Below are 19,910 nucleotides of genomic sequence, written 5' to 3' on the forward strand. Positions count from 1 at the left end.
TCACGGAAAAGGTGAACTATCCCACAAAACCGGTGCATTGCGCCTCCAGCTGGGCACAGGTCCCACACACCCGATACGATACGCGCGCGGAACGGCTGGCCGGGGTGTCACCCGGCAGCGGCCCGCACCGGTCGGGAAAGGCAGTGGCCGTGACAAGTGCGACGGGCCCCGGCCCGGCGGGTGGCGCAAGCCCTGGCCCAGCGAGTGGAGCGGACGGAGCAGTCGTGCACCGTCCACGACTACGCGGATCTGGCAGCTTCGTCCGCCGGATCCCGCTGCTGCCACTGACGCACCGGAAACCCCTGCTCCACGGCGGTACGGAACTCCCCGAGCCCGTGGATCAGCGCCTCGCGTGCCCCGGCCGGCATCACCGAGACCGCCGCCAGCAGCGCCTCCTCGCGGCGTGCCCGCAGCTCGCGCAGATAGGTGCGGCCCGGACCGGTCAGCCGCAGCTCGACCTCGCGCCGACTGACCGTGCTGGCCGACCTCTTGACATAACCCAGCGCCTCAAGACGGTCGCAGAGCCTGCTGACCGAGGGCGGCGCCGCCCCCAGCACCTCGCCGAGCGTGCGCAGATTGATGCCCTCGTCGCGCTCCAGAATGTGCATGACCCGCAGCTGCGAGGTGGAGACCGGTGCGGGGGACACGGCATCCCTGCCCCGCTCCCACAGCACTTCGAGAAGGGCGATGACCTCGCAGGCGATCCCTGCGGCGGACGCCGCCCCCGCGTGCGCCCCGACAGCCGTCACTCCGGGTGCCGTCACTCCTGGTGGCGTCCCTCCTGGTGGCGTCCCTCCGGCCGACCGCTCGCCCGGAACCCCTTCACCACCACGGCGTGAGTCCTGGAGGTTCACGCTTGCCCCTCCCGCTACATCCTTCGAGAAAGTGATTCTCCGACGTTGGACAGACTCGTGTCCGTGGAACGCGCCCTGCGGACCGCGGCCCCTCACGCACTGCTCGAAGCGGTGCGCACGGTCCTCGCGGACCACTACGGTTCCCTCGGGGCCGACCTGCTCATGGCCGACTACGCCACGACGATACTGCAACCGGTCGGGGCGCTCCCCCGTGCCTCCGAACCCGTATCGGCGTACACGAGTGCGCCGGGGCGGGCCTTCGGGGCGCAGCAGCCGTATCCCTGCCCCGGTTCCCTCCCGGATTCGGTGACGGCGCACCTGCCGGTCTCGGTGCGCGGCGACCGGCTCGGCGTGCTGTCCGTGACCCTGCCCGAGAAGCTGTACGACGCCGGGGTGCTGGCCGAACTGGCCGAGGTGGCAGAGGTGTTGGGGCATCAGATCGTGGTCGCCGAGCGCGACACCGATCTCTATCTCCAGGCCCGCAGGGCGGAGCGGCTGACGCTGGCCGCCGAGATCCAGTGGCAGTTGCTGCCGGGGCGATCCTGCGCACGCGCCGAGTACGAGCTGGGTGCGCAGCTGGAGCCCGCGTACGCGATCCACGGCGACAACTTCGACTGGTCCACCTCGCCCGACCACCTCATCCTGACGCTCACCAACGGCATGGGCGAGGGCATCGACGCGGCGCTGCTCACCAGCCTCGCCATCAACGCGCTGCGCAACGCGCGGCGGGCGGGCCTGGACCTCACGGACCAGGCGTGCCTGGCCGACCAGGCGGTCTACGGCCGCCATCAGGGGGTGCAGCACCTCTCGGTACTGCTGCTGCGCTTCCATCTGCCGACCGGCCAGGTGGAGATCGTCGACGCGGGTTCGCCGCAGGTGTGGCGGCTGCGCGACGGCGTCGTGGAGCGGATCGACCTGGACCACCAGCTGCCCCTGGGCATGTTCGAGGACACCGTCTACACGGCGCAGCCCTGGCAGGTGCTGCCCGGCGACCGGCTGCTGTTCATCAGCGACGGGGTGTACGACGCGCCCTCGCCCGCCGGTGAGCGCTACAGCGAGCGGGCCCTGGCCCGGGCGATCCAGTCGACCAGGCTGCTGCCGCCGTCACAGGTGCCGCGCGCGGTGCTGCTGGAACTGGCCGGGCACCGCGGGGAGGGCCTGGCGGAGGACGACGCGATGATCGTCTGCCTGGACTGGCACGGGCGGCCCGGCTCGCCGGCCGAAGAGCGGTAGGGGCGGGCGCAGGACAGTGGGGCCCACCGGTGTCGGCCGGTGGGCCCCACTGAAGTCTGCTCGCCAACTACCTTCGTCAGCCACCGAGTTCGTGGTGGCGGGCGGCCAGCGAGGCGGCGCCCTGCTCGGTCAGCGAGCCGAAGAGGCGCAGCCGGGAGATGCCGCCGTCGGGGTAGATGTCGACCCGGACCTCGGTGGCCGCCGGGGCGGAGGCCAGCACGAAGCGGTGGTTGGTGTCCGGCTGGAGGCGGGTGCGCGGCAGGATCTCGACCCACTCCCCCGCCTCGCCGTCGCGGACCGAAAGGGCCGCCCAGCCCGCCGAGTTGCCCTTGAGGTAGGCGGTGTCGATCTCGACGGCGCGGATCTCGGCCTGCTCGACAAGGTGGTAGCTGATCCAGTCGTTGCCCTTGTCGCGGCGGCGCCTGGTCTCCCAGCCGTCGTCCATCTTGCGGGAGCGGCCCGGCTGGATGGTGTTGGTGGCGGGCGAGTAGAAGCGGTCGGAGGCGTCCTCGACGCGTCCGCCGTTCTCCAGGGCGACCAGGTCGAAGGTGCCCAGCGTGGTCAGCCAGGCCGGGTCGGGGACGACTTCGCCGTACACCCGCAGGCGGGCGATGCCGCCGTCGGGGTGCTGATTGACCCGGAGGTGGGTGAAGCGCTGCTCGGCGAGGACCGCGAAGCCGTTGGCGGCGTGGCCGCCGATCGCGGTACGGGGGACGAGCGTCGTCCACTTCACGTCGTCGGAGAGCAGGTCCTCGGGCGACGGGGAGCCGGGCACCGCGGTGCCCTGGACGGAGACGGCCTGCGGGTAGTTGCCGCGGAAGTGGGCGGTGTCGATGACGATGCCGCGGACCACGCCGGGGGCGCCGAGACGTACCAGCGCCCAGTCGTGGTCGTCCTCGGTGGGGTGCGGCTGCTCGGCCGAGACGCCACGGCGGCGGCGGGTCTCCCAGCCGTCCATGATCTTGCCCTTGTGCCCGAAGCGCTCCGGGTCGAAGTGGGCGGGCTCGGGGATGAGCATGTTCTCGCGCTCGGCGAAGAACTCGTCGTTGGCGGCGATCACACCCGCGCCGAGACGGCGGTCGGCCAGGTCGGCGAGGTGGGTGAAGGGGAAGACCGCCGTGCGGTAGTCGGCGTACGGGTCGCCGCCGCCGAAGGGACTGGCGTCACCGGTGAAGGAGGGTATCCCCGAGGTGTCCGTCATGGTCACTTGGTCCTTTCGAGCAGGTGGCCGGTGGGCTCGGTGAGAGTGCCCTCGCGGTTGATGAGGGTGCCGCGCAGCCAGGTCTGCTTGACGACGCCGTGCAGGGTCTTGCCGGCGTACGCGGTGACCTGGTTGCGGTGGTAGAGCTCGACCGGGTCGACGGTGAAGGTCTCCTCGGGTGCGAGGACCGCGAAGTCGGCGTCGCGGCCGGCCTCGATGGCGCCCTTCTGCTCCAGGCCCGCCAGCTTCGCGGGCGCCTCGGACATCCAGCGCACCACGTCGTCCAGCGAGTGGCCACGCTTGCGGGCCTCGCTCCAGATGGCGGGCAGGCCGAGCTGGAGGGAGGAGATGCCGCCCCAGGCGGACGCGAAGTCCGGGGTCTTGAGGTCGGTGGTGCACGGGGAGTGGTCGGAGACGATGCAGTCGATCGTCCCGTCGGCCAGGCCGGCCCAGAGCACGTCCTGGTTCTCGGCCTCGCGGATCGGCGGGCAGCACTTGAACTCCGTTGCCCCGTCGGGGACTTCCTCGGCGGTGAGGGTGAGGAAGTGCGGGCACGACTCGACGGAGATCCGGACGCCCTCGCGCTTGGCGGCGGCGATCAGCGGCAGCGCGTCACAGGACGACAGGTGCAGTACGTGGACCCGGGCGTCGAGCCGCTTGGCGAGGGCGATCAGGCCCTCGATGGCGGTGTTCTCGGCGTCGCGCGGGCGGGAGGCCAGGAAGTCGGCGTACTTGCTCCCGGACTTCTGCGGGGCCTCGGCGAGGTGGTGCGGGTCCTCGGCGTGCACGATCAGCAGGCCGCCGAGGCCGGCGATCTCCGCCATGGACCGGGCGAGCTGGTCCTGGTCGAGCTCCGGGAACTCCTCGACGCCGGACGGCGAGAGGAAGCACTTGAAGCCGAACACCCCGGCCTCGTACAGCGGCTTGAGGTCGGCCACGTTGGACGGGATCGCGCCGCCCCAGAAGCCGGTGTCGACGTGTGCCTTGGGCCGGGCCACGTCCTGCTTCACGAGGAGGTTGCCGGCCGTGGTGGTCGGCGGCAGCGAGTTGAGCGGCATGTCCAGGAGGGTGGTGATGCCACCGGCCGCGGCGGCGCGGGTGGCGGTCCAGAAGCCCTCCCACTCGGTGCGGCCCGGGTCGTTCACATGGACATGGGTGTCGACCAGGCCGGGCAGCAGCGCGTGCTCGCCGAGGTCTTCGAGGCGGGCACCGGCGGGCAGCTGCTCACCCTCGGAGCCGTAGGCGTCGTACGGGAGGACCGCGACGATCTTCCCGTCGGCGACGGCGACCGAGGCGGGGCGGGTGCCCTCGGGGGTGACGACGCGCTGCGAGCGCAGCACCAGGTCCGGTACGGGTTCGGCGGTCACGTCCGACACTCACGGCTCCTTCGGGTCATTCGGGTTCCAGCTGGCCGAACGCTGTATTCAACGTTCTGTTGAAGCATCTGTCGAAGCGGAGTCTTCATCCGGACAAAGGAGCCGTCAAGGGGTCCCCGGGTCGGGGCCGGTCCGATGTGATCACCGACACCACCCTTGGAGGTTTCCACAGGATGGAATTAGAATTCCGCTCTGTAGAATGTATCTCCTGCCATGAGGGGTACCGGGAACTACCACAGGTAGTCTGCTGCCTTGCCTGCCAGCCCCGAAAGGACCGCTCCGTGCCGACGTCCAGCGCCAGCGCCACCGACGCTTCCAAGCCTGCCGCCGCCAGCGGCGGTGTGCAGTCCCTGGAGCGCGCCTTCGACCTTCTTGAGCGGATGGCCGACGCGGGCGGTGAGGTCGGACTGAGCGAACTCTCCGCCAGCAGCGGTCTCCCGCTGCCGACCATCCACCGCCTGATGCGCACGCTGGTCGCCTGCGGTTACGTCCGCCAGCAGCCGAACCGGCGTTACTCGCTCGGCCCCCGGCTGATCCGCCTCGGCGAGAGCGCCTCGCGGCTGCTCGGCACCTGGGCCCGCCCCTACCTGGCGCGCCTGGTCGAGGAGACCGGCGAGACCGCCAACATGGCGCTGCTGGACGGCGACGAGATCGTGTACGTGGCGCAGGTGCCGTCGAAGCACTCCATGCGGATGTTCACCGAGGTGGGCCGGCGGGTGCTGCCGCACTCCACGGGCGTCGGCAAGGCGCTGCTCGCGCACACTCCGGCGGACGAGGTGCGGGCACTGCTCGCCCGTACCGGAATGCCTGCCGCCACCGAGAAGACGATCACCACTCCCGAGGGCTTCCTCGACGCGCTGGAGCAGGTGCGGCGGGCGGGGTACGCCGTCGACGACAACGAGCAGGAGATCGGGGTGCGGTGCCTGGCGGTCTCCGTGCCCAACTCCCCGACGGCGGCGGCGGTTTCCATCTCCGGCCCGGCCGGCCGGGTGACCGAGGCGGCCACCGAGCGCATCGTGCCGATCCTCCAGGAGGTCGCCCAGGACCTCTCGGTGGCACTGACCACCACAGGACCGGCCCAGGGCTGACGGCCGGGGCGGCGGCCGGGCGGCACCGGACCTGCCCGGGCCCGCCCCTCCAGACCTAGTCCGTCCGGACCCGCCCCACCGGAGCCGCCGGGCCCGCGCCGAAGGCCGCCCACTCCCCGAGGGCGAATCCCTCCCCCTCCCGGCGGACCTGCACCGCGCCCGCGCCGCCGAAGTGTGCGGGGACCACCAGTTCCCGCTCGGCGGCGGCGCGTTCGAGGACCCGGCGCCGGCCGGCCGCCGCCTGCCCGGCGTCCAGGCAGAAGCAGCTGTTGCAGGAGGGCCGCAGGATCTGCACCGGGCTGTGCAGCAGATCGCCGACGAAGACCGCCCGGTCCGCCCCGGAGGCGAGCCGCAGTACGGATGATCCGGGCGTGTGGCCGGGGGCGGACTCCAGGGTGAGGTGCTCGTCGATGCGGTGGCCGCCGTCCCACAGCACGGCCTGTCCGGTTCGGTGGACGGGTGCGATGCTGTCCTCGTAGATCAGCCGGTCCTCCACCGACAGGCCGTTCCCGTACGCGTTGGCGGGGCCGAAGTGAAAGTCGTCGGCGGCCGGCACGAGGTACTGGGCGTGCGGGAACGTCGGTACCCACTCCCCGTTGCCGTCCATGGTGTTCCAGCCGACGTGGTCGCCGTGCAGGTGGGTGTTGACCACCACGTCGACGTCCTGCGGGCCGATGCCCGCCCGGGCCAGCAGCCCCAGGAAGTCGCCCTGCCAGTGGTGGAAGTGCGGAGACTTCGGCCGTTCGCGCCCGTTGCCCACCCCGGGGTCGACCACCACGGTCCGGCCGGCGCTGCGCAGCACGTAGGTCTGCAGCGCGGCCACCGCACTGTCGGTGTCAGGATCCCAGTGGTCGGGGGCCAGCCAGTCCTCGTTGTTCTGCCAGATCCCGGCGGTGGACTCCGGGACGAGGGTACGGGCGGGCGCGAACGCCGCCCGCCACTCGGTGATCCGGATGACCTCGACGTCTCCCAGCACCATGCTCTGCACGCTGTCGTTGTTCATGCCCCGACCCTAGGAAGGGCCCGGGGAGCGCCACAATGCCCGAACGGCTCACTTGGATACGCGTGCGTCTCACCAGTGAGGCGACAGCTACCCTGGCGCGATGGACGTAGTGAGTGACGCCATCTCCGCCGTGCGCATGGGCCGCCCCTCCTCCGACCGGGTGTGGGCGGAGGGGAGTTGGTGCACGCGCGTCGACCCGTACGACGGTGCGGGCTTCCACGTGGTGCTGAGCGGGAGTTGCTGGCTGCTCCCCGACGGCGGCGTCCCGGTGTCGCTCGGCGCGGGAGACTCGGTGCTGCTGCCGCACGGCACGGGACACGTGATCGCGGACTCTCCGGTGGACTCCGGGACCGCGGGGCGGGCGGCCCCGATCGAGAGCCGGCTCGGCGGACGGAAGAGCCCCGCAGACCGTGGCGGCTCCGGCGGAACGGAGATGCTGTGCGGCAAGTACCGGCTCGACCGCAACCGGATGCACCCACTCATGGCCGAGCTGCCCGCGGTCGTCCACCTGCCGAACCGGGTGGGCAGTCACCCCGAACTACGGTCCGCCATCGACCTGTTGGGCCGCGAGCTGGAAACGCCGCGGGCCGGGTCCTGCATCGCGGTGCCCAGCCTGCTGGACCTGCTCCTCGTCTACCTGATCCGCTCCTGGCTGACCGAGGGGTCGACCGGAGCCTGGCCGGCCGTGCTGGGTGACCCGGTGGCGTCAGCCGCCCTGCGGGCACTGCACTCCGACCCTGCCGCCCCCTGGACCAACGACCGACTGGCCGCCGAGGCGGGCGTCTCCCGGCCCACGCTGGCCCGCCGGTTCACCGCCCTGGTGGGCCGCCCGCCGATGGCGTACCTCACCTGGTGGCGGCTGACCTACGCGGCCACTCTGCTCCGCGACACCGAGGACCCGCTGGCCACCGTCGCCCGCCGTGTCGGCTACGGCACCCCCTACGCGTTCTCGCACGCCTTCAGCCGGGAGTTCGGGACCACCCCGGGCCGCTACCGGGCGGCGGCAGCGGGGCGTTCGACGGCCGACTGACCGCACGACCGCCCGTGCGCACCCGCGCGAGCGCACGACGGCGCCCCCCCCTACACCACCGCCCCCGCCGCCAGCCGCCCGTCGTCCATCCGTGCCGTCCGGTCCGCCACATCCAGGTGCGAGTGGTCGTGGGTGACCAGCACGGTGGCCACGCCCCGCTCGCTGGTCAGCGTGCGCAGCAGGTCCAGGACGGCTGCTCCCCGCTCGTGGTCGAGCGCGCTGGTCGGCTCGTCGACCAGCATCACGGCGGGCTCGTTCATCAGCGCCCTGGCGATGTTGATCCGCTGCCGCTGCCCACCGGACAGCTGGTGCGGACGGCGGTCCGCCTTGTCCGCGAGGCCCACCGAATCCAGCAACTCACGTGCTCGGGAACGCACGTCGCGCGGCTTGCGGCCCGAGAGGTGGGCCATCACCTGGAGTTGCTCCACCGCGGTGAGCGAGGGCAGCAGGTTCGGCTGCTGGAAGACGATCCCGATCCGGTCGCGCCGCAGCTCCGCCTTGTCGGCGCGGGTCAGCGGCCCGGTCTCCGTACCGTCGACGACGACGCGGCCCGAGTCGGGTGTGACCAGGGTGGCGGCGACCGCGAGCAGGCTGGACTTGCCGGAGCCCGACGGGCCGACGACCGCCGTGAGTTCGCCCGCCGCGACCTCCAGGGACACCGCGTCCAGCGCGGTGAGCCGGGAGTTGTCGCCGTCCGGGTAGGTGAGGGTGACGTCGTGCAGGGCGAGGGTCATCGGGCACTCCCGAGCGCGGTGAGGGGGTCGACGGCGGTGATGCGCCGGATGGACAGGGCGGCGCCGACGATGCCGAGCGCGATCATGACGAAGGCGGGGACCAGGAGGGTCGCCGCGTCGAGGACGAAGGGGACCGCGCCGCCGATCGCCGCCCCGAGCAGGGTCGCGAGCGCCGTTCCGGCCAGGGTGCCGAGCGAGAGCATCACCACCGCCTGGCCGAGTGCGTCCTTCAGCAGGTACGGGGTGGAGGCGCCCAGCGCCTTCAGTACGGCGATGTCGCCGCTGCGCTGGATCGTCCACACCGTGAAGAAGGCGCCGACGACGAGCGCGGAGATGGCGAAGAGGAAGCCGCGCATCAGCTGGAGCGAGCCGTTCTCCGCCGTGTAGGAGGAGAGCGCGGAGAGGGAGTCGGCGAGCGCGACGGACCGGGTGCCGGTGGCCTTGTCGCCGGCTGCGTAGTCCGCGCCGTCGCCGGTCAGCGCGACCACGGTGGCCTGCTCCTCCATCGACGTACCGCTGTGGCCGAGCTTCTGCCAGTCGTCCAGGGAGGTCCAGACGACCGGGGTGTGGCTGTACATGGCGTCGCCCTCGACGGCGGCGACCGTCTCCTCGACCGAGCCGAGGCGGACCTTGTCACCGGCGCCGGCGTTCAGCTCCTCGGCGGCCTTGGCGGAGAGGACGACCTGGCCCGGACCGAGCTTGCCGGACGCCGGTGCGATCTTCGCCGAGGGTTCGACACCGAAGGCGGCCACGGCGACCGTGCGGTTCTTGGCCCAGCCGTTGACGGTACGTATACCGATCGGCTGGGCACTGTCGATGCCGGGCTGCCCGGCCCAGTCCCGCCAAGCGCTCTCCCCCACGGAGGAGTTGGTGAACGACACCTGCTGGCCGTCCGGGGGCGCGGCGAAGGCGAGGCGGTCGGCGGGCAGCGAAGTGAGGGCGACGGTGTTGTCCCTGCCCAGCCCCGCGGTCAGCCCCGACAGCAGACCGACGAGCAGGGTGATCAGGACGACGACCGAACCCATGAGGGCGAAGCGGCCCTTGGCGAAGCGGAGATCTCTCCATGCGACGAACATGATCCCCACTCTGGTCGCGCGGGCCCGCGAAAACATCGGGCGGCGGTTCGCTTTGATATCAACCTTTTGATTGACCGGCGGCGAGGGTGTCCCCTTTAGGCTGGTTGGAACCATGGACTCACCAGCGTCTTCCCCCGCCCCCCTCGTGCTCACCCCGGTGCTGCGCGTCCTGCGCCTGTGCCTGCACGCCCTGCTCGCCGGACTGCTCGCGCTGGCCGCCGTGAAGGCCGTCGCGGTGGGCGGCCCGCACGCGTACGCGGTGGTGGCCGCCGCCGTCCTGATGGCCGGGGTGTACGCCGTCGGCACCCTCAGCCCGGCCGTGGGGCGCTCGCAGCGGGCGGCGACGGTGTGGCTGGCCGCGCTGGGCGTGTCCTGGCTGGCGCTGCTCGTGGTGTCGCCGGACGGGCTGTGGGCGGCGTTCCCGCTGTACTTCCTCCAGCTGCATCTGATGCCGATGCGGTGGGGGCTCGCTGCGGTCGCCGTCACCGCGACGGCCGCGATCACCAGTTTCGTCCTGCACGGGCAGCCGATATCGCCCGGCACCTTCATCGGCCCGCTGCTCGGCGGTGCGGTAGCCATCGCGACCGTACTGGGCTATCAGGCCCTCTACCGGGAGAGCGAACGCCGGCGCGAGCTGATCGACGAACTCCTGTCCACCCGCGCCGAGCTGGCGGAGGCCGAGCGGTCGGCGGGCACCCTCGCCGAGCGTGAGCGCCTCGCCCGCGAGATCCACGACACCCTCGCCCAGGGCCTCTCCAGCATCCAGCTCCTGCTGCGCGCCGCCGAGCGCGCCCTGCCCGCCGAGGACCCCGCCCTCGCCCATATCCGGCAGGCCCGCGAGGCAGCCCAGGACAATCTCGCCGAGGCCCGCCGCTTCGTCCGCGCGCTGAGCCCGCCCGACCTGGAGCACGGCTCGCTGGCCGCCGCGCTGGAGCGGCTGTGCACCAGGACCACCGGCGGCCCCGCCGTCCAGTTCTCGGTCAGCGGTACGCCGGTGGAACTGCCCACGCCGTACGAGGTCGCGCTGCTGCGCATCGCCCAGTCCGCGCTCGCCAACACGGTGCGGCACGCGGGTGCGGGCCGGGCCGAGATCACCCTGAGCTTCATGGACACCTCGGTGGCGCTGGACGTGGTCGACGACGGCAAGGGTTTTGACCCGCACGCGGTGCGCCGTGCCGTCGCGTCCACCGACGAGGGCGGCTTCGGGCTGCCCGCGATGCGCGCCAGGGCCCGCTCGCTGGGCGGCACGCTCAGCGTGGAGTCCGCCCCCGGCCAGGGCACCGCCGTGGCCATCACCCTTCCTCTGCCCGCAGGAGCGCGTTCATGACGTCCCCCACGTCGTCCCCCACCTCCCCGCCGATCCGGCTGCTGCTCGCCGACGACCATCCGGTGGTACGGGCGGGACTGCGCGCGGTGCTCGACACGGAGGCCGACTTCGTGGTGGTGACGGAGACGGCCACCGCCGAGGAGGCGGTGCGGCGGGCGGCAGGTGGCGGTATCGACGTCGTACTGATGGACCTCCAGTTCGGGCCCGGCCGGATGCACGGGTCGGCGGCGACGGCCGCGATCACCGACCGCCCCGGGGCGCCCCGGGTACTGGTCCTGACCACGTACGACACCGACGCGGACATCCTCGCGGCGGTCGAGGCGGGCGCCTCGGGTTATCTCCTCAAGGACGCCCCGCCGGAGGAGCTGGCGGCGGCGGTGCGCACGGCGGCGGCCGGGCAGTCCGCGCTCGCCCCGGCGGTCGCGCACCGTCTGATGGACCGGATGCGCACCCCCGCCGAGGCCCTCACCAAACGGGAGCTGGAAGTGCTCCAGCTCGTCGGCGAGGGCCTGTCGAACCAGCAGATCAGCAAGGCGCTGTTCCTCAGCCAGGCGACCGTGAAGTCCCACCTGGTGCACATCTACGCGAAGCTGGGCGTGGACTCCCGTACGTCGGCCGTCGCGGCGGCCACGGCCCGCAGGCTGATCAGGCGGTGAGAGCCGGTGTCCGGAAATCAGCCCTCGCAGCGGGTGAGGGCGCTCAGTGCCAGGTGCCCTCGCAGCGGGTGGTGGCGCCCTTCGCGTCGCCGACGCAGGCGCGGGCGCTGAGGTTGCGGGTGGGGTAGCGGCCCTTGGAGATCGGGCTGGCCGCGCCGTTGCCGTTGGAGCAGTCCACCACCGTCGAGCGGTAGTGCCAGTGACCGGCCCAGGCGCCGTTGGTCTTCACCTCGTAGCGGATCTGCGCGATGGCGCACAGCCCGTCGACCTTGGTGTCCGTGATCTCGCCCTTGACCTCGACGTAGGTGCCGTCCCAGTTGATCATCACCTTGCCCTTGGCGACGCCTCCCCAGTTCAGATTGGCGTCGCGGTTGCCGGGCACGTGGGCCCAGTCCCCGGTCGTGATCCAGTCGTCGGTGCTGTGCGCCTGGGCCGGCGCCGCCGTCAGCCCCATCGCCAGCACGGCCGCCGCGCCCGCCCCCACCAAGCCCAATGTCCTTCGCTTCACTTTTCCCCCATAGTGGTCGGTTGTCACGGAACACCCGTCCGGTACGGACGGGCTCCGATCGGCACGTGAGCATACGAGGACCCAAGGGTTCAGCACAGAAGGAATCTGGCCATGACCTACTTCATGTACGACGTCCACGGCGACGCGGTGGACGAGCCGGACGCGGCGACCGTCCGCACCCTGGTGGTCGACGGCCTGGCGGACCCGGAGGTGGCCAATCCGGAGGTGTCTCTGACCCAGGAGAGCGGCTGGTCGCTGACCGCGTTCGCGGGCGGGCTGCTGCTCTGGGAGAACGTCGAGGACGAGGCCGCCGAGGCGCTGACCCTGGACGAGATCGACAAGGAGGAGGCGGCCCGGCTGTTCGCCCTGCTGGCGGCGGGCGAGGTCGAGGAGATCGCGGCGCTGAAGTGGCAGCAGTCCTCGTAGCGCCTGTGCCCAAGAGGCTCTTGGAGGCGCCGGGGCGGCGCTGTCCCCGTTGTCGTCCAGGTGCAGCCGCCGGGCCAGCACGTCCCGGGCGACGTCCAGGAGGGGGCGCTCGTGGCTGAACGCGTAGCCGCGGAGCCGGACCAGGGCGGGCGCGAAACGTGGCCACCGCGTCTCGGCTGCTCGCGTCGCCGGTGGGACGTCCGGGAGCTGCGTCTTGGTGAGGAAGCAGTCCCGGCAGCGGCCACGTCCAGCAGGGCCCCACAGTGCTCGGCGAGCGTGTGCAGGAATGCGATGACGTCGAAGTCCTGCACCAAGGTGCCGGCGAGGTCGACGAACGCGGCCGCAAGCTGCTCCCCACACGCAAGCTCAGGCCTGCCGCCTCACCTCCAAGAGGATCAGAAGCCACGCTCCCCACACGGTCCTGCCACCCGCCGCCGCCCTGCCTCGTCCCGATCGCGTGCCACTACCAGGGAGTGCGTGCAGCGCCGGCGGTGCGATCACGGCGTCATGGGCATCGAGGCGGCGGCGTTCGACGCCGTGTCGCGCTGCGGCGGGGGCGGCGGGTTCGCGGCAGCGGTGGCCATCAGGTGCAGTGCCTCGGCCTCTTCGGTATGAGGAGGTACGACCACGAGGTCCCACCTGCCCATGCCGGGTGCGACCAGGCAGGCCGTGGGGGTGGACTGCGAGGAGGCCGAGTGATGCAGATGCAGTACCTGACCGGCGACGAGCATCCGCCCGGGGAAGGCGGACCACAGGGTGCCGTTCACCGTGACGTGGATGATCCGCGACCAGGCGTGCGGCAACCCCGCGAGCAAACCGGGCAGCTCGACGGTCAGGTCGCCGGTTCGGGGCCACCAGGCGCCGTCGATGCGGTGGGGGTCACCGTCCAACGGGGTCAGGCGCAGACGTGCGAGGAGCAGGGGCGGGTCCGGGGTGCCGGATGCGATGGTCACGGGGGTCTCCTGCGTGGGTCCGGGTACTACTTGTGGCTTCGGGCACGCCGGGTGGCGATGCGCCGAAGGAGATGAGGGTGAGGGGCCACAGGCCGGTGGCCCGGGGGCGCGCGTACGTCCGGGTCGGCCGGGAGGCGAGGTACGTGCCGTTCGGCCGGTGTGCGGCCGTCGCGGGGCGCGATACGCACGGGGCGTGCGGCGGTGTGGCCGCCGTGAGTGAGGACGCGGTGGAACCCGGACGGTGATGCCCGGGTCCGTGACCGTGCGGAGCGTGAGGGCGAGCGCCCGTCGTCGCCGGGCCGTCGTCGGCGGGGAGGGGCGCCGATCCGCCGAAGGCGGGGGCGGCGGCGTCTCACGGCCCGGCCCGGGTGCGGTCAACGGTGGAACTGGGGTGCATGCACGGCTCCTTGCCCTCGGTCTCGGTGGAGACGGCCGGGGTCTCGGGCCGGTGGAACATGCGGAGCGCGACCGGGGGTCAGCCGGTCTCGGCGGGGTGCGTACGTCGTTGGCCCGTCAGCACCCGGCGGTCGTGCCGACGGGCAGGGCCACGGCGCCGCCCTCCGCCTCCCACGCCTCCGCCTGGATTCGGGTCGGCACGTCCGCCTCGGCCGGGGCTGCGGGATGGCGCTCCAGCTCGTCCGCGATGAGCGCGCTGCCCGTCCGGACGGTCCGAAGGTCGCAGGCCGCGGCCATGAGCCGGGCGGCAGCCGCGGCACCGGTCTCCGGGGGGATGATCAGCAGGTCCCAGCGCCCGACGTGGTAGGAGAACAACAGGAGTTGGTGTGGGTCCTGCTCGGCGCGGAACCAGCCCACCTTGACCACACGGCCGGCGACGGAAACCTTGCGCGGTACGACCGGCCAGTGCGTCGGGTTCACCGTGGCGCGCGTGATGCGGCCCCACAAGGGACCCAACAGGTCGACCAGGACCGGGAGTTCGCGAGCGAGGTCGCGAGAGTGCGGCCACCAGGCACCGTCGAGCAGCCCGGTGCGCGGGCCCGCGGGTTTGACGGACAGCCGCGGCGGCGGACTTCCGGAAGGCCTGGCGGCCAGGGTGGTCGGAGGAGGTCGCGCGGTGAGCACCGTCATGGTGTCGACCCGTCCCCGGGCCTGCCGTGGTCGGCCCGGTGCTATCGAATCGAGAGAGATACCGGCATGGAGGCCGGTCAAGAAATGCTCTCGATGCTGCCAGCGTACGCCTACAGAGCGGTCAAGGACCGGCGCGTCCCGCCAAAGGGCCCGCAACCTACGCCGGTTGTACGGGTCCGAGAGGGCCGCACCTCCAGGAGTCAGTCCGTACGGGTCCGGGCCGGGTGGTCCTCGTCGAAGCGGTCGACCGCCGCCCGGACCCGGGCGACCGCGGGTGCCAGGGCGCTCACCGAGCCGATCGCCCCGGCGATCAGTAACAGCGACCGGCGCATCCTCGGCACCTCGGGCGAGCCGCCGAGCACCATCGCCGCCAGGTCCGCCAGTTCGTCCTCGGCTATCGCCCGGTCCATCAACTCGAAGGGAAGCGAGGCCAGTTCGCGGCGGAGGCGGGCCACGACCGTATGGAGTTCGGCCACCCTCGGGTCGTCACCACTGATGGTCACGCACCGCTCCTCAGCGCTTCGCAACAAAGCTCTCCCCTTCGCACGCTCGCACGCCCTTGTGCCGGACCCAAGTCGTTCTCTTCCGAACGAGCCCGGGCGTCGGGCACGTTAACGCTCTCGCCGCGTGTGCGCCACCGTACGGACGGTAATCCTCCAGGAGGGTTGAGCGGAAGGCCGTCACATCCTTGGTGCGACCCTGACCCGGCCCGGCTACGACAGAGCGGCCTCGCGCCCCTGTTGACCTCGACGGATCTACCGTGGAAGAGAGCGCGCACAGCCGTGCGCCGCACCTTCAGGGGGTTGTCATGGCGGACGGATGCCGCGACTGCGGTACGTGTACGAAAAGCCTGCTGGGGCGGACGGGGCGCAAGGCACTGTACGTCGTCACGTTCTCCTGGCTCATCAAGCCGATCTTCCTGCGGAACTGTCCGCAGTGCGGCCATGTGATGCGCCGTCACCAGCGGCGCGGTGACGGCTCGTTCCAGGACTGACCGGGCCCGGTGGTTTCAACTCCCGCCGGGCGGTGCGGATGTGGGCCCACGTGGGGCCCGTTACCCCGGGGTGGGCCGCTGGGCCGCGGGCGGAACCTTCAGCGGTGGGGCCAAAGTGCCCTTCTTGCGGGTGTCCATGGAGGTCGGCGGCACGGAGGAGGAGTCCGGCCCCGGCGGGTAGGTCTGCTGCGGCGGCTTCGGCTGCTGGGACTTGCCGCCACCGGGTTGCTGGGTCTGTCCGCCGGGCCGTGGCGGCTGGGTCTTGCCGCCGGGGCCGGGACCGGGCTGCCGGGTCTCTCCCGGTTGCGGGAGCTGTTCGCCCGGCAGCGGGGTCTCGCCCTCACGGCCCGGGATCTGGTCCGCTTCCGACCGGTCGACCTCGGGCTCCTGGGTCTGCCCGTGCTGTCCGGTCGTCGCTCCCCCGTCGTCCTTGCTCAGCACGTGGACTGCTCCGGCGCCCAGTCCCCCGGCCACCAGCACGGCGGCCACCGCTCCGAGCACCCTGGTGCGACGGGCCTTCGGGCGCGGCGCGGCGCCGGGTGCCGTGCGTCCCGTTCCGCCGGTGTCGCCGGGAGCGGCGCCCTGCGGCGCGCCGGACGCGGGGGTCTGCCCGGACTGGCCGTAAGGCTGCGGGTAGCCGTACGCGGCGTGCTGGGGCGGTTGCTGCTGCGGCGACGGCGGGTACGGCAGCGGCTGCCCGTACGGGTGGCCCTGTACCGGTCCGGGCCCGTAGGGGGAGGCGGGCTGCGGCGGGTCGAACGCCCCCGGCGGCACGGCGGATCCGAGGCCTCCGGCGGGTGTCCCGTACGCGGAGGGCCCGACCGGCGGAGACGGAGTGCCGGGGGCGGCGGGGGCCTCGGGCGTGGCAGGAGTGGCGGGCGTGGCAGGAGTGGCGGGCGTGTCCGATGCGGTCGGTGCCGCCGGCCTGGCGGATATCGCGGCACTCAGCTCGGGCGGCAGCCAGTTCTCGCCGCGTCGCAGTCCCGCGCCCCCGGCCGCCGCCCGGCACAGCTGGATGACCTGGTCGGTGGTGGGCCGGGACGCCGGGTCCTTGGCGAGGCAGCGGGATATGAGGTCGTGCAGCTCCGGTGGCACGCCGGTGAGCTGCGGTTCCTCGTGTACGACGCGGTAGAGCACCCCGTGCGGGGTGCCCTCGCCGAACGCCGGGTTTCCACTGGCCGCGTGCGAGGCGACGACGCCCAGCGAGAAGATGTCCGTCGCCGCACCGATCGGCCGGCCGGCCGCCTGCTCCGGGGACATGAACGCCGGGGTGCCGACGGCGACACCGCTCGCGGTGAGCGAGCCCGCCCCGGCCGCGTGCGCGATGCCGAAGTCGATGACGCGCGGGCCGTCGTTGGCGAGCAGCACATTGGACGGCTTGAGGTCGCGGTGCACGATGCCGCAGGCGTGGATCGCCTGGAGTGCCTCGGCCACCCCCGCCACCAGCAGCAGCACCGAGGACACGGGCAGTGGTCCGTGCGCGGAGATCGCCTCGGCGAGCGAGGGCCCGGGGACGAACGCCGTGGCCAGCCACGGGGTCTCGCCCTCCGTCTCGGCGTCGATGACGGGCGCGGTGTGCAGCCCCGCGACCTGCCGGGCGGCCTGCACCTCCTGGCGGAACCGCCGCCGGAACTCCGGATCCCCGGTGAGATGCGGCCGGATCACCTTGAGCGCGACGGCCCGCCCGCCCGGCGTGTGGGACAGATACACGTCCCCCATCCCGCCGGCACCGAGCTTCGCGACCAGCCGGTATCCGCCGACCACCCGTGGGTCCTGCTCCTTCAGCGGCTCGAAAGCCCCGTCCCCACTCACTACGACTACCCCTCCTGATGACGTGGTTCCGACCGTATCTGAGGTATCCAGGGACCATGTCACGCGCATCGAGTACCTCGGACACCGTAGGGCTGCTTCTCGCCGCGGGAGGCGGCCGACGGCTGGGCGGGCGGCCCAAGGCCCTCCTGGAACACCGTGGCCGCCCGCTGGTCGAGCACGCGGTGCGGGTGCTGCGGGAGGGGGGCTGTGGGCAGGTGTACGTCGTGCTGGGCGCGTCGTCCCAGGAGGTACGGGCGCGGGCCGACCTGACCGGCTGTGTACTGGTGGAGAATCCGGACTGGGCCGAGGGAATGGGCACTTCACTGCGCGCGGGCCTGAACTCCCTAGCAGATCAGGGGAGTTGGGGCCGCGCCCTGGTGTCACTGGTGGACCAGCCGGGGATCGGGGCGGCGGCGGTGGCCCGGGTGCTGGCGGCGGGCGGGACGACGGGGCTCGCGGCCGCGGCGTACGACGGGAAGCGCGGGCACCCGGTGCTCTTCGCGGCGGACCGGTGGACAGAGATCGCGAGGACTGCCGAGGGGGATCGCGGGGCACGCGTCTATCTGAAGGAGCACGCGGGCGAGATCACGCTCGCCGAATGTGGAGATGTGGCGGAGGCGTACGACATCGATCTCCCCGAAGACCTCGCACGACTGGAGGCGGGCGAAGGCACTTCCGCATCCTCCGCGCACGCGAAGTGAGCGGCGAGGCACTCAGGGACACGTTCTGTCGCCCCGAAGAATCTCGACATCAACAAACCATTGAACTTCCACCATGAGGAAACTAATATCCACTGATCAGAAGCACCTGTTCGACCGAAACACATCAGACGGCGCCTGCGCCCGTACCTCGGCACCCTCGGCACCCCGTGCCGTGCGCGCTGCCCGGCGGCCGCGTGAGGCACCGCCCGCGAAGGAGTGACAGCTCATGTCCGCACCAGCGCCGTCCCCGCTGGCCATTGTCGATGCCGAGCCCCTGCCCCGGCAGGACGAGGTCCTGACCGACGCGGCCCTCGCGTTCGTGGCCGAGCTGCACCAGCGGTTCACCCCCCGCCGCAACGAACTGCTGGCCCGTCGTGGTGAGCGCCGCGCCGAGATCGCCCGTACGTCCTCGCTGGACTTCCTCCCCGAGACGGCCGCGATCCGCGAGGACGACTCCTGGAAGGTCGCGCCGGCCCCGGCCGCGCTGAACGACCGCCGGGTGGAGATCACCGGTCCGACCGACCAGAAGATGACCATCAACGCCCTGAACTCGGGCGCCCGGGTCTGGCTCGCCGACTTCGAGGACGCATCGGCTCCCACCTGGGAGAACGTGGTCCTCGGCCAGCGCAATCTGATCGACGCGTACACCCGCAACATCGACTTCACGGATGCGCGGTCGGGCAAGTCGTACGCCCTGAAGGACAACTCCGAGCTGGCGACGGTCGTCATGCGGCCGCGCGGCTGGCACCTGGAGGAGCGGCACCTGCGCGACGCGGACGGTTCGCCGGTCCCGGGTGCGCTGGTCGACTTCGGTCTGTACTTCTTCCACAACGCGAAGCGGCTGATCGAGCTCGGCAAGGGCCCGTACTTCTACCTGCCGAAGACCGAGTCGCACCTCGAAGCGCGACTGTGGAACGAGATCTTCGTCTTCGCCCAGGACTACGTCGGCATTCCGCAGGGCACCGTCCGCGCGACCGTGCTGATCGAGACGATCACGGCGGCGTACGAGATGGAGGAGATCCTCTACGAGCTGCGTGAGCACGCGGCGGGGCTGAACGCGGGCCGCTGGGACTACCTCTTCTCGATCGTGAAGAACTTCCGTGACGGTGGCGCGAAGTTCGTGCTGCCGGACCGGAACGCGGTGACGATGACGGCGCCGTTCATGCGGGCGTACACGGAGCTGCTGGTGCGCACGTGCCACAAGCGCGGGGCGCACGCGATCGGCGGAATGGCGGCCTTCATCCCGTCGCGCCGCGACGCCGAGGTCAACAAGGTCGCCTTCGAGAAGGTCAAGGCGGACAAGGACCGCGAGGCGGGCGACGGCTTCGACGGGTCGTGGGTGGCGCACCCGGACCTGGTGCCGATCGCGATGGCCTCCTTCGACGCGGTCCTCGGCGAGAAGCCGAACCAGAAGGAGCGGCTGCGGGAAGACGTCTCGGTGGCGGCCGGGGACCTGATCGCCATCGACTCGCTCGACGCCAAGCCGACCTACCAGGGTCTGGTCGCGGCCGTCCAGGTCGGTACCCGCTACATCGAGGCGTGGCTCCGTGGCCTCGGCGCGGTCGCCATCTTCAACCTGATGGAGGACGCGGCCACCGCGGAGATCTCGCGGTCGCAGATCTGGCAGTGGATCAACGCGGGTGTCGTCTTCGAGAACGGCGAGAAGGCGACGGCGGAGCTGGCGCGGAAGATCGCGGCGGAGGAGCTGGCGAAGATCCGCGCGGAGGTCGGGGAGGAGGCGTTCGCCGCGGGGAAGTGGCAGCAGGCGCACGATCTGCTGCTGACGGTGTCGCTGGACGCGGACTATGCGGACTTCTTGACGCTGCCGGCGTACGAGCAGCTGGTGGGTTAG

At 71.9% G+C, this 19,910-nt stretch carries 20 protein-coding genes; 9 read left to right on the plus strand and 11 right to left on the minus strand.

The window, feature by feature from the left end; all coding sequences use genetic code 11:
• Positions 1-239 precede the first annotated feature (239 nt).
• A complete protein-coding gene (locus ACIA73_RS25965) occupies positions 240-749 on the minus strand; it encodes a MarR family winged helix-turn-helix transcriptional regulator (RefSeq protein WP_399441114.1) in 510 nt (169 codons plus the stop codon).
• Between the two features lie 150 nt (positions 750-899).
• Between ACIA73_RS25965 and ACIA73_RS25970 the strand changes: the two genes are divergently transcribed.
• Complete coding sequence (locus ACIA73_RS25970) at positions 900-2,087, plus strand: PP2C family protein-serine/threonine phosphatase (protein ID WP_399441115.1); 1,188 nt, start codon at positions 900-902, stop codon at positions 2,085-2,087.
• 76 nt (positions 2,088-2,163) lie between these two features.
• Here the strand turns inward: ACIA73_RS25970 and alc are convergent, their stop codons facing one another.
• Together alc and allB are read right to left on the minus strand one after the other, a co-directional pair.
• Positions 2,164-3,288, minus strand: coding sequence for an allantoicase (gene alc, locus ACIA73_RS25975; RefSeq protein ID WP_399441116.1), 1,125 nt, complete (start codon positions 3,286-3,288; stop codon positions 2,164-2,166).
• A 2-nt stretch (positions 3,289-3,290) separates the two neighbouring features.
• Positions 3,291-4,655 carry an allantoinase AllB gene (gene allB / locus ACIA73_RS25980; RefSeq protein ID WP_399441288.1) on the minus strand — a complete coding sequence of 455 codons (1,365 nt, stop codon included), beginning with the start codon at positions 4,653-4,655 and terminating at the stop codon, positions 3,291-3,293.
• A gap of 290 nt (positions 4,656-4,945) precedes the next feature.
• Between allB and ACIA73_RS25985 the strand changes: the two genes are divergently transcribed.
• Positions 4,946-5,752 (plus strand): IclR family transcriptional regulator, encoded by an 807-nt coding sequence (locus ACIA73_RS25985; protein ID WP_399441117.1) that lies wholly within the window; start codon positions 4,946-4,948, stop codon positions 5,750-5,752.
• Between the two features lie 55 nt (positions 5,753-5,807).
• On the opposite strand, the gene ACIA73_RS25990 is transcribed toward ACIA73_RS25985, so the two are convergent.
• Positions 5,808-6,755 (minus strand): MBL fold metallo-hydrolase, encoded by a 948-nt coding sequence (locus ACIA73_RS25990; protein ID WP_399441118.1) that lies wholly within the window; start codon positions 6,753-6,755, stop codon positions 5,808-5,810.
• Positions 6,756-6,855: 100 nt separating this feature from the next.
• Between ACIA73_RS25990 and ACIA73_RS25995 the strand changes: the two genes are divergently transcribed.
• On the plus strand, positions 6,856-7,785 hold the full coding sequence (locus ACIA73_RS25995; RefSeq protein ID WP_399441119.1) for an AraC family transcriptional regulator: 930 nt from the start codon (positions 6,856-6,858) through the stop codon (positions 7,783-7,785).
• A 50-nt stretch (positions 7,786-7,835) separates the two neighbouring features.
• Here the strand turns inward: ACIA73_RS25995 and ACIA73_RS26000 are convergent, their stop codons facing one another.
• Both ACIA73_RS26000 and ACIA73_RS26005 read right to left on the minus strand, forming a co-directional pair.
• Positions 7,836-8,519, minus strand: a complete 684-nt coding sequence (locus ACIA73_RS26000; protein ID WP_399441120.1) for an ABC transporter ATP-binding protein — start codon at positions 8,517-8,519, stop codon at positions 7,836-7,838.
• Positions 8,516-9,595, minus strand: coding sequence for an ABC transporter permease (locus tag ACIA73_RS26005; protein ID WP_399441121.1), 1,080 nt, complete (start codon positions 9,593-9,595; stop codon positions 8,516-8,518). Before ACIA73_RS26005 ends, ACIA73_RS26000 begins: the two co-directional genes overlap by 4 nt.
• A gap of 112 nt (positions 9,596-9,707) precedes the next feature.
• Here ACIA73_RS26005 and ACIA73_RS26010 point away from each other — a divergent pair, with 112 nt between their 5' ends.
• Together ACIA73_RS26010 and ACIA73_RS26015 are read left to right on the plus strand one after the other, a co-directional pair.
• Positions 9,708-10,922 (plus strand): sensor histidine kinase, encoded by a 1,215-nt coding sequence (locus ACIA73_RS26010; protein ID WP_399441122.1) that lies wholly within the window; start codon positions 9,708-9,710, stop codon positions 10,920-10,922.
• Positions 10,919-11,578: a response regulator gene (locus ACIA73_RS26015; RefSeq protein ID WP_399441123.1), complete on the plus strand. Its 660-nt coding sequence runs from the start codon at positions 10,919-10,921 to the stop codon at positions 11,576-11,578. The genes ACIA73_RS26010 and ACIA73_RS26015 overlap by 4 nt, the downstream gene beginning before the upstream one ends.
• 43 nt (positions 11,579-11,621) lie before the next feature.
• Here the strand turns inward: ACIA73_RS26015 and ACIA73_RS26020 are convergent, their stop codons facing one another.
• Positions 11,622-12,086, minus strand: coding sequence for a hypothetical protein (locus tag ACIA73_RS26020; protein WP_399441124.1), 465 nt, complete (start codon positions 12,084-12,086; stop codon positions 11,622-11,624).
• Positions 12,087-12,197: 111 nt separating this feature from the next.
• Here ACIA73_RS26020 and ACIA73_RS26025 point away from each other — a divergent pair, with 111 nt between their 5' ends.
• The gene (locus ACIA73_RS26025) at positions 12,198-12,512 is read left to right on the plus strand and encodes a hypothetical protein (protein WP_399441125.1); all 315 of its coding nucleotides are present in this window, start codon (positions 12,198-12,200) and stop codon (positions 12,510-12,512) included.
• A gap of 497 nt (positions 12,513-13,009) precedes the next feature.
• Here the strand turns inward: ACIA73_RS26025 and ACIA73_RS26030 are convergent, their stop codons facing one another.
• The 3 genes from ACIA73_RS26030 to ACIA73_RS26040 form a co-directional block, all read right to left on the minus strand.
• Positions 13,010-13,465, minus strand: a complete 456-nt coding sequence (locus ACIA73_RS26030; RefSeq protein WP_399441126.1) for a DUF5994 family protein — start codon at positions 13,463-13,465, stop codon at positions 13,010-13,012.
• Positions 13,466-13,978: 513 nt separating this feature from the next.
• Positions 13,979-14,551, minus strand: coding sequence for a DUF5994 family protein (locus tag ACIA73_RS26035; RefSeq protein WP_399441127.1), 573 nt, complete (start codon positions 14,549-14,551; stop codon positions 13,979-13,981).
• Positions 14,552-14,751: 200 nt separating this feature from the next.
• Entirely contained in the window at positions 14,752-15,081 is a 330-nt protein-coding gene (locus ACIA73_RS26040) for a DUF5955 family protein (protein ID WP_399441128.1), read from the minus strand.
• A 278-nt stretch (positions 15,082-15,359) separates the two neighbouring features.
• On the opposite strand from ACIA73_RS26040, the gene ACIA73_RS26045 reads away from it, so the two are divergent.
• The gene (locus tag ACIA73_RS26045) at positions 15,360-15,545 is read left to right on the plus strand and encodes a hypothetical protein (RefSeq protein WP_399441129.1); all 186 of its coding nucleotides are present in this window, start codon (positions 15,360-15,362) and stop codon (positions 15,543-15,545) included.
• 60 nt (positions 15,546-15,605) lie between these two features.
• Here the strand turns inward: ACIA73_RS26045 and ACIA73_RS26050 are convergent, their stop codons facing one another.
• Positions 15,606-17,357, minus strand: coding sequence for a protein kinase (locus ACIA73_RS26050; protein WP_399441130.1), 1,752 nt, complete (start codon positions 17,355-17,357; stop codon positions 15,606-15,608).
• A 56-nt stretch (positions 17,358-17,413) separates the two neighbouring features.
• Here ACIA73_RS26050 and ACIA73_RS26055 point away from each other — a divergent pair, with 56 nt between their 5' ends.
• Together ACIA73_RS26055 and aceB are read left to right on the plus strand one after the other, a co-directional pair.
• A complete protein-coding gene (locus ACIA73_RS26055; RefSeq protein WP_399441131.1) occupies positions 17,414-18,058 on the plus strand; it encodes an NTP transferase domain-containing protein in 645 nt (214 codons plus the stop codon).
• A gap of 226 nt (positions 18,059-18,284) precedes the next feature.
• A complete protein-coding gene (aceB, locus tag ACIA73_RS26060; RefSeq protein ID WP_399441132.1) occupies positions 18,285-19,910 on the plus strand; it encodes a malate synthase A in 1,626 nt (541 codons plus the stop codon).

Source organism: Streptomyces sp. NPDC051561 (assembly GCF_044454195.1).
Taxonomy (GTDB): Bacteria; Actinomycetota; Actinomycetes; order Streptomycetales; family Streptomycetaceae; genus Streptomyces.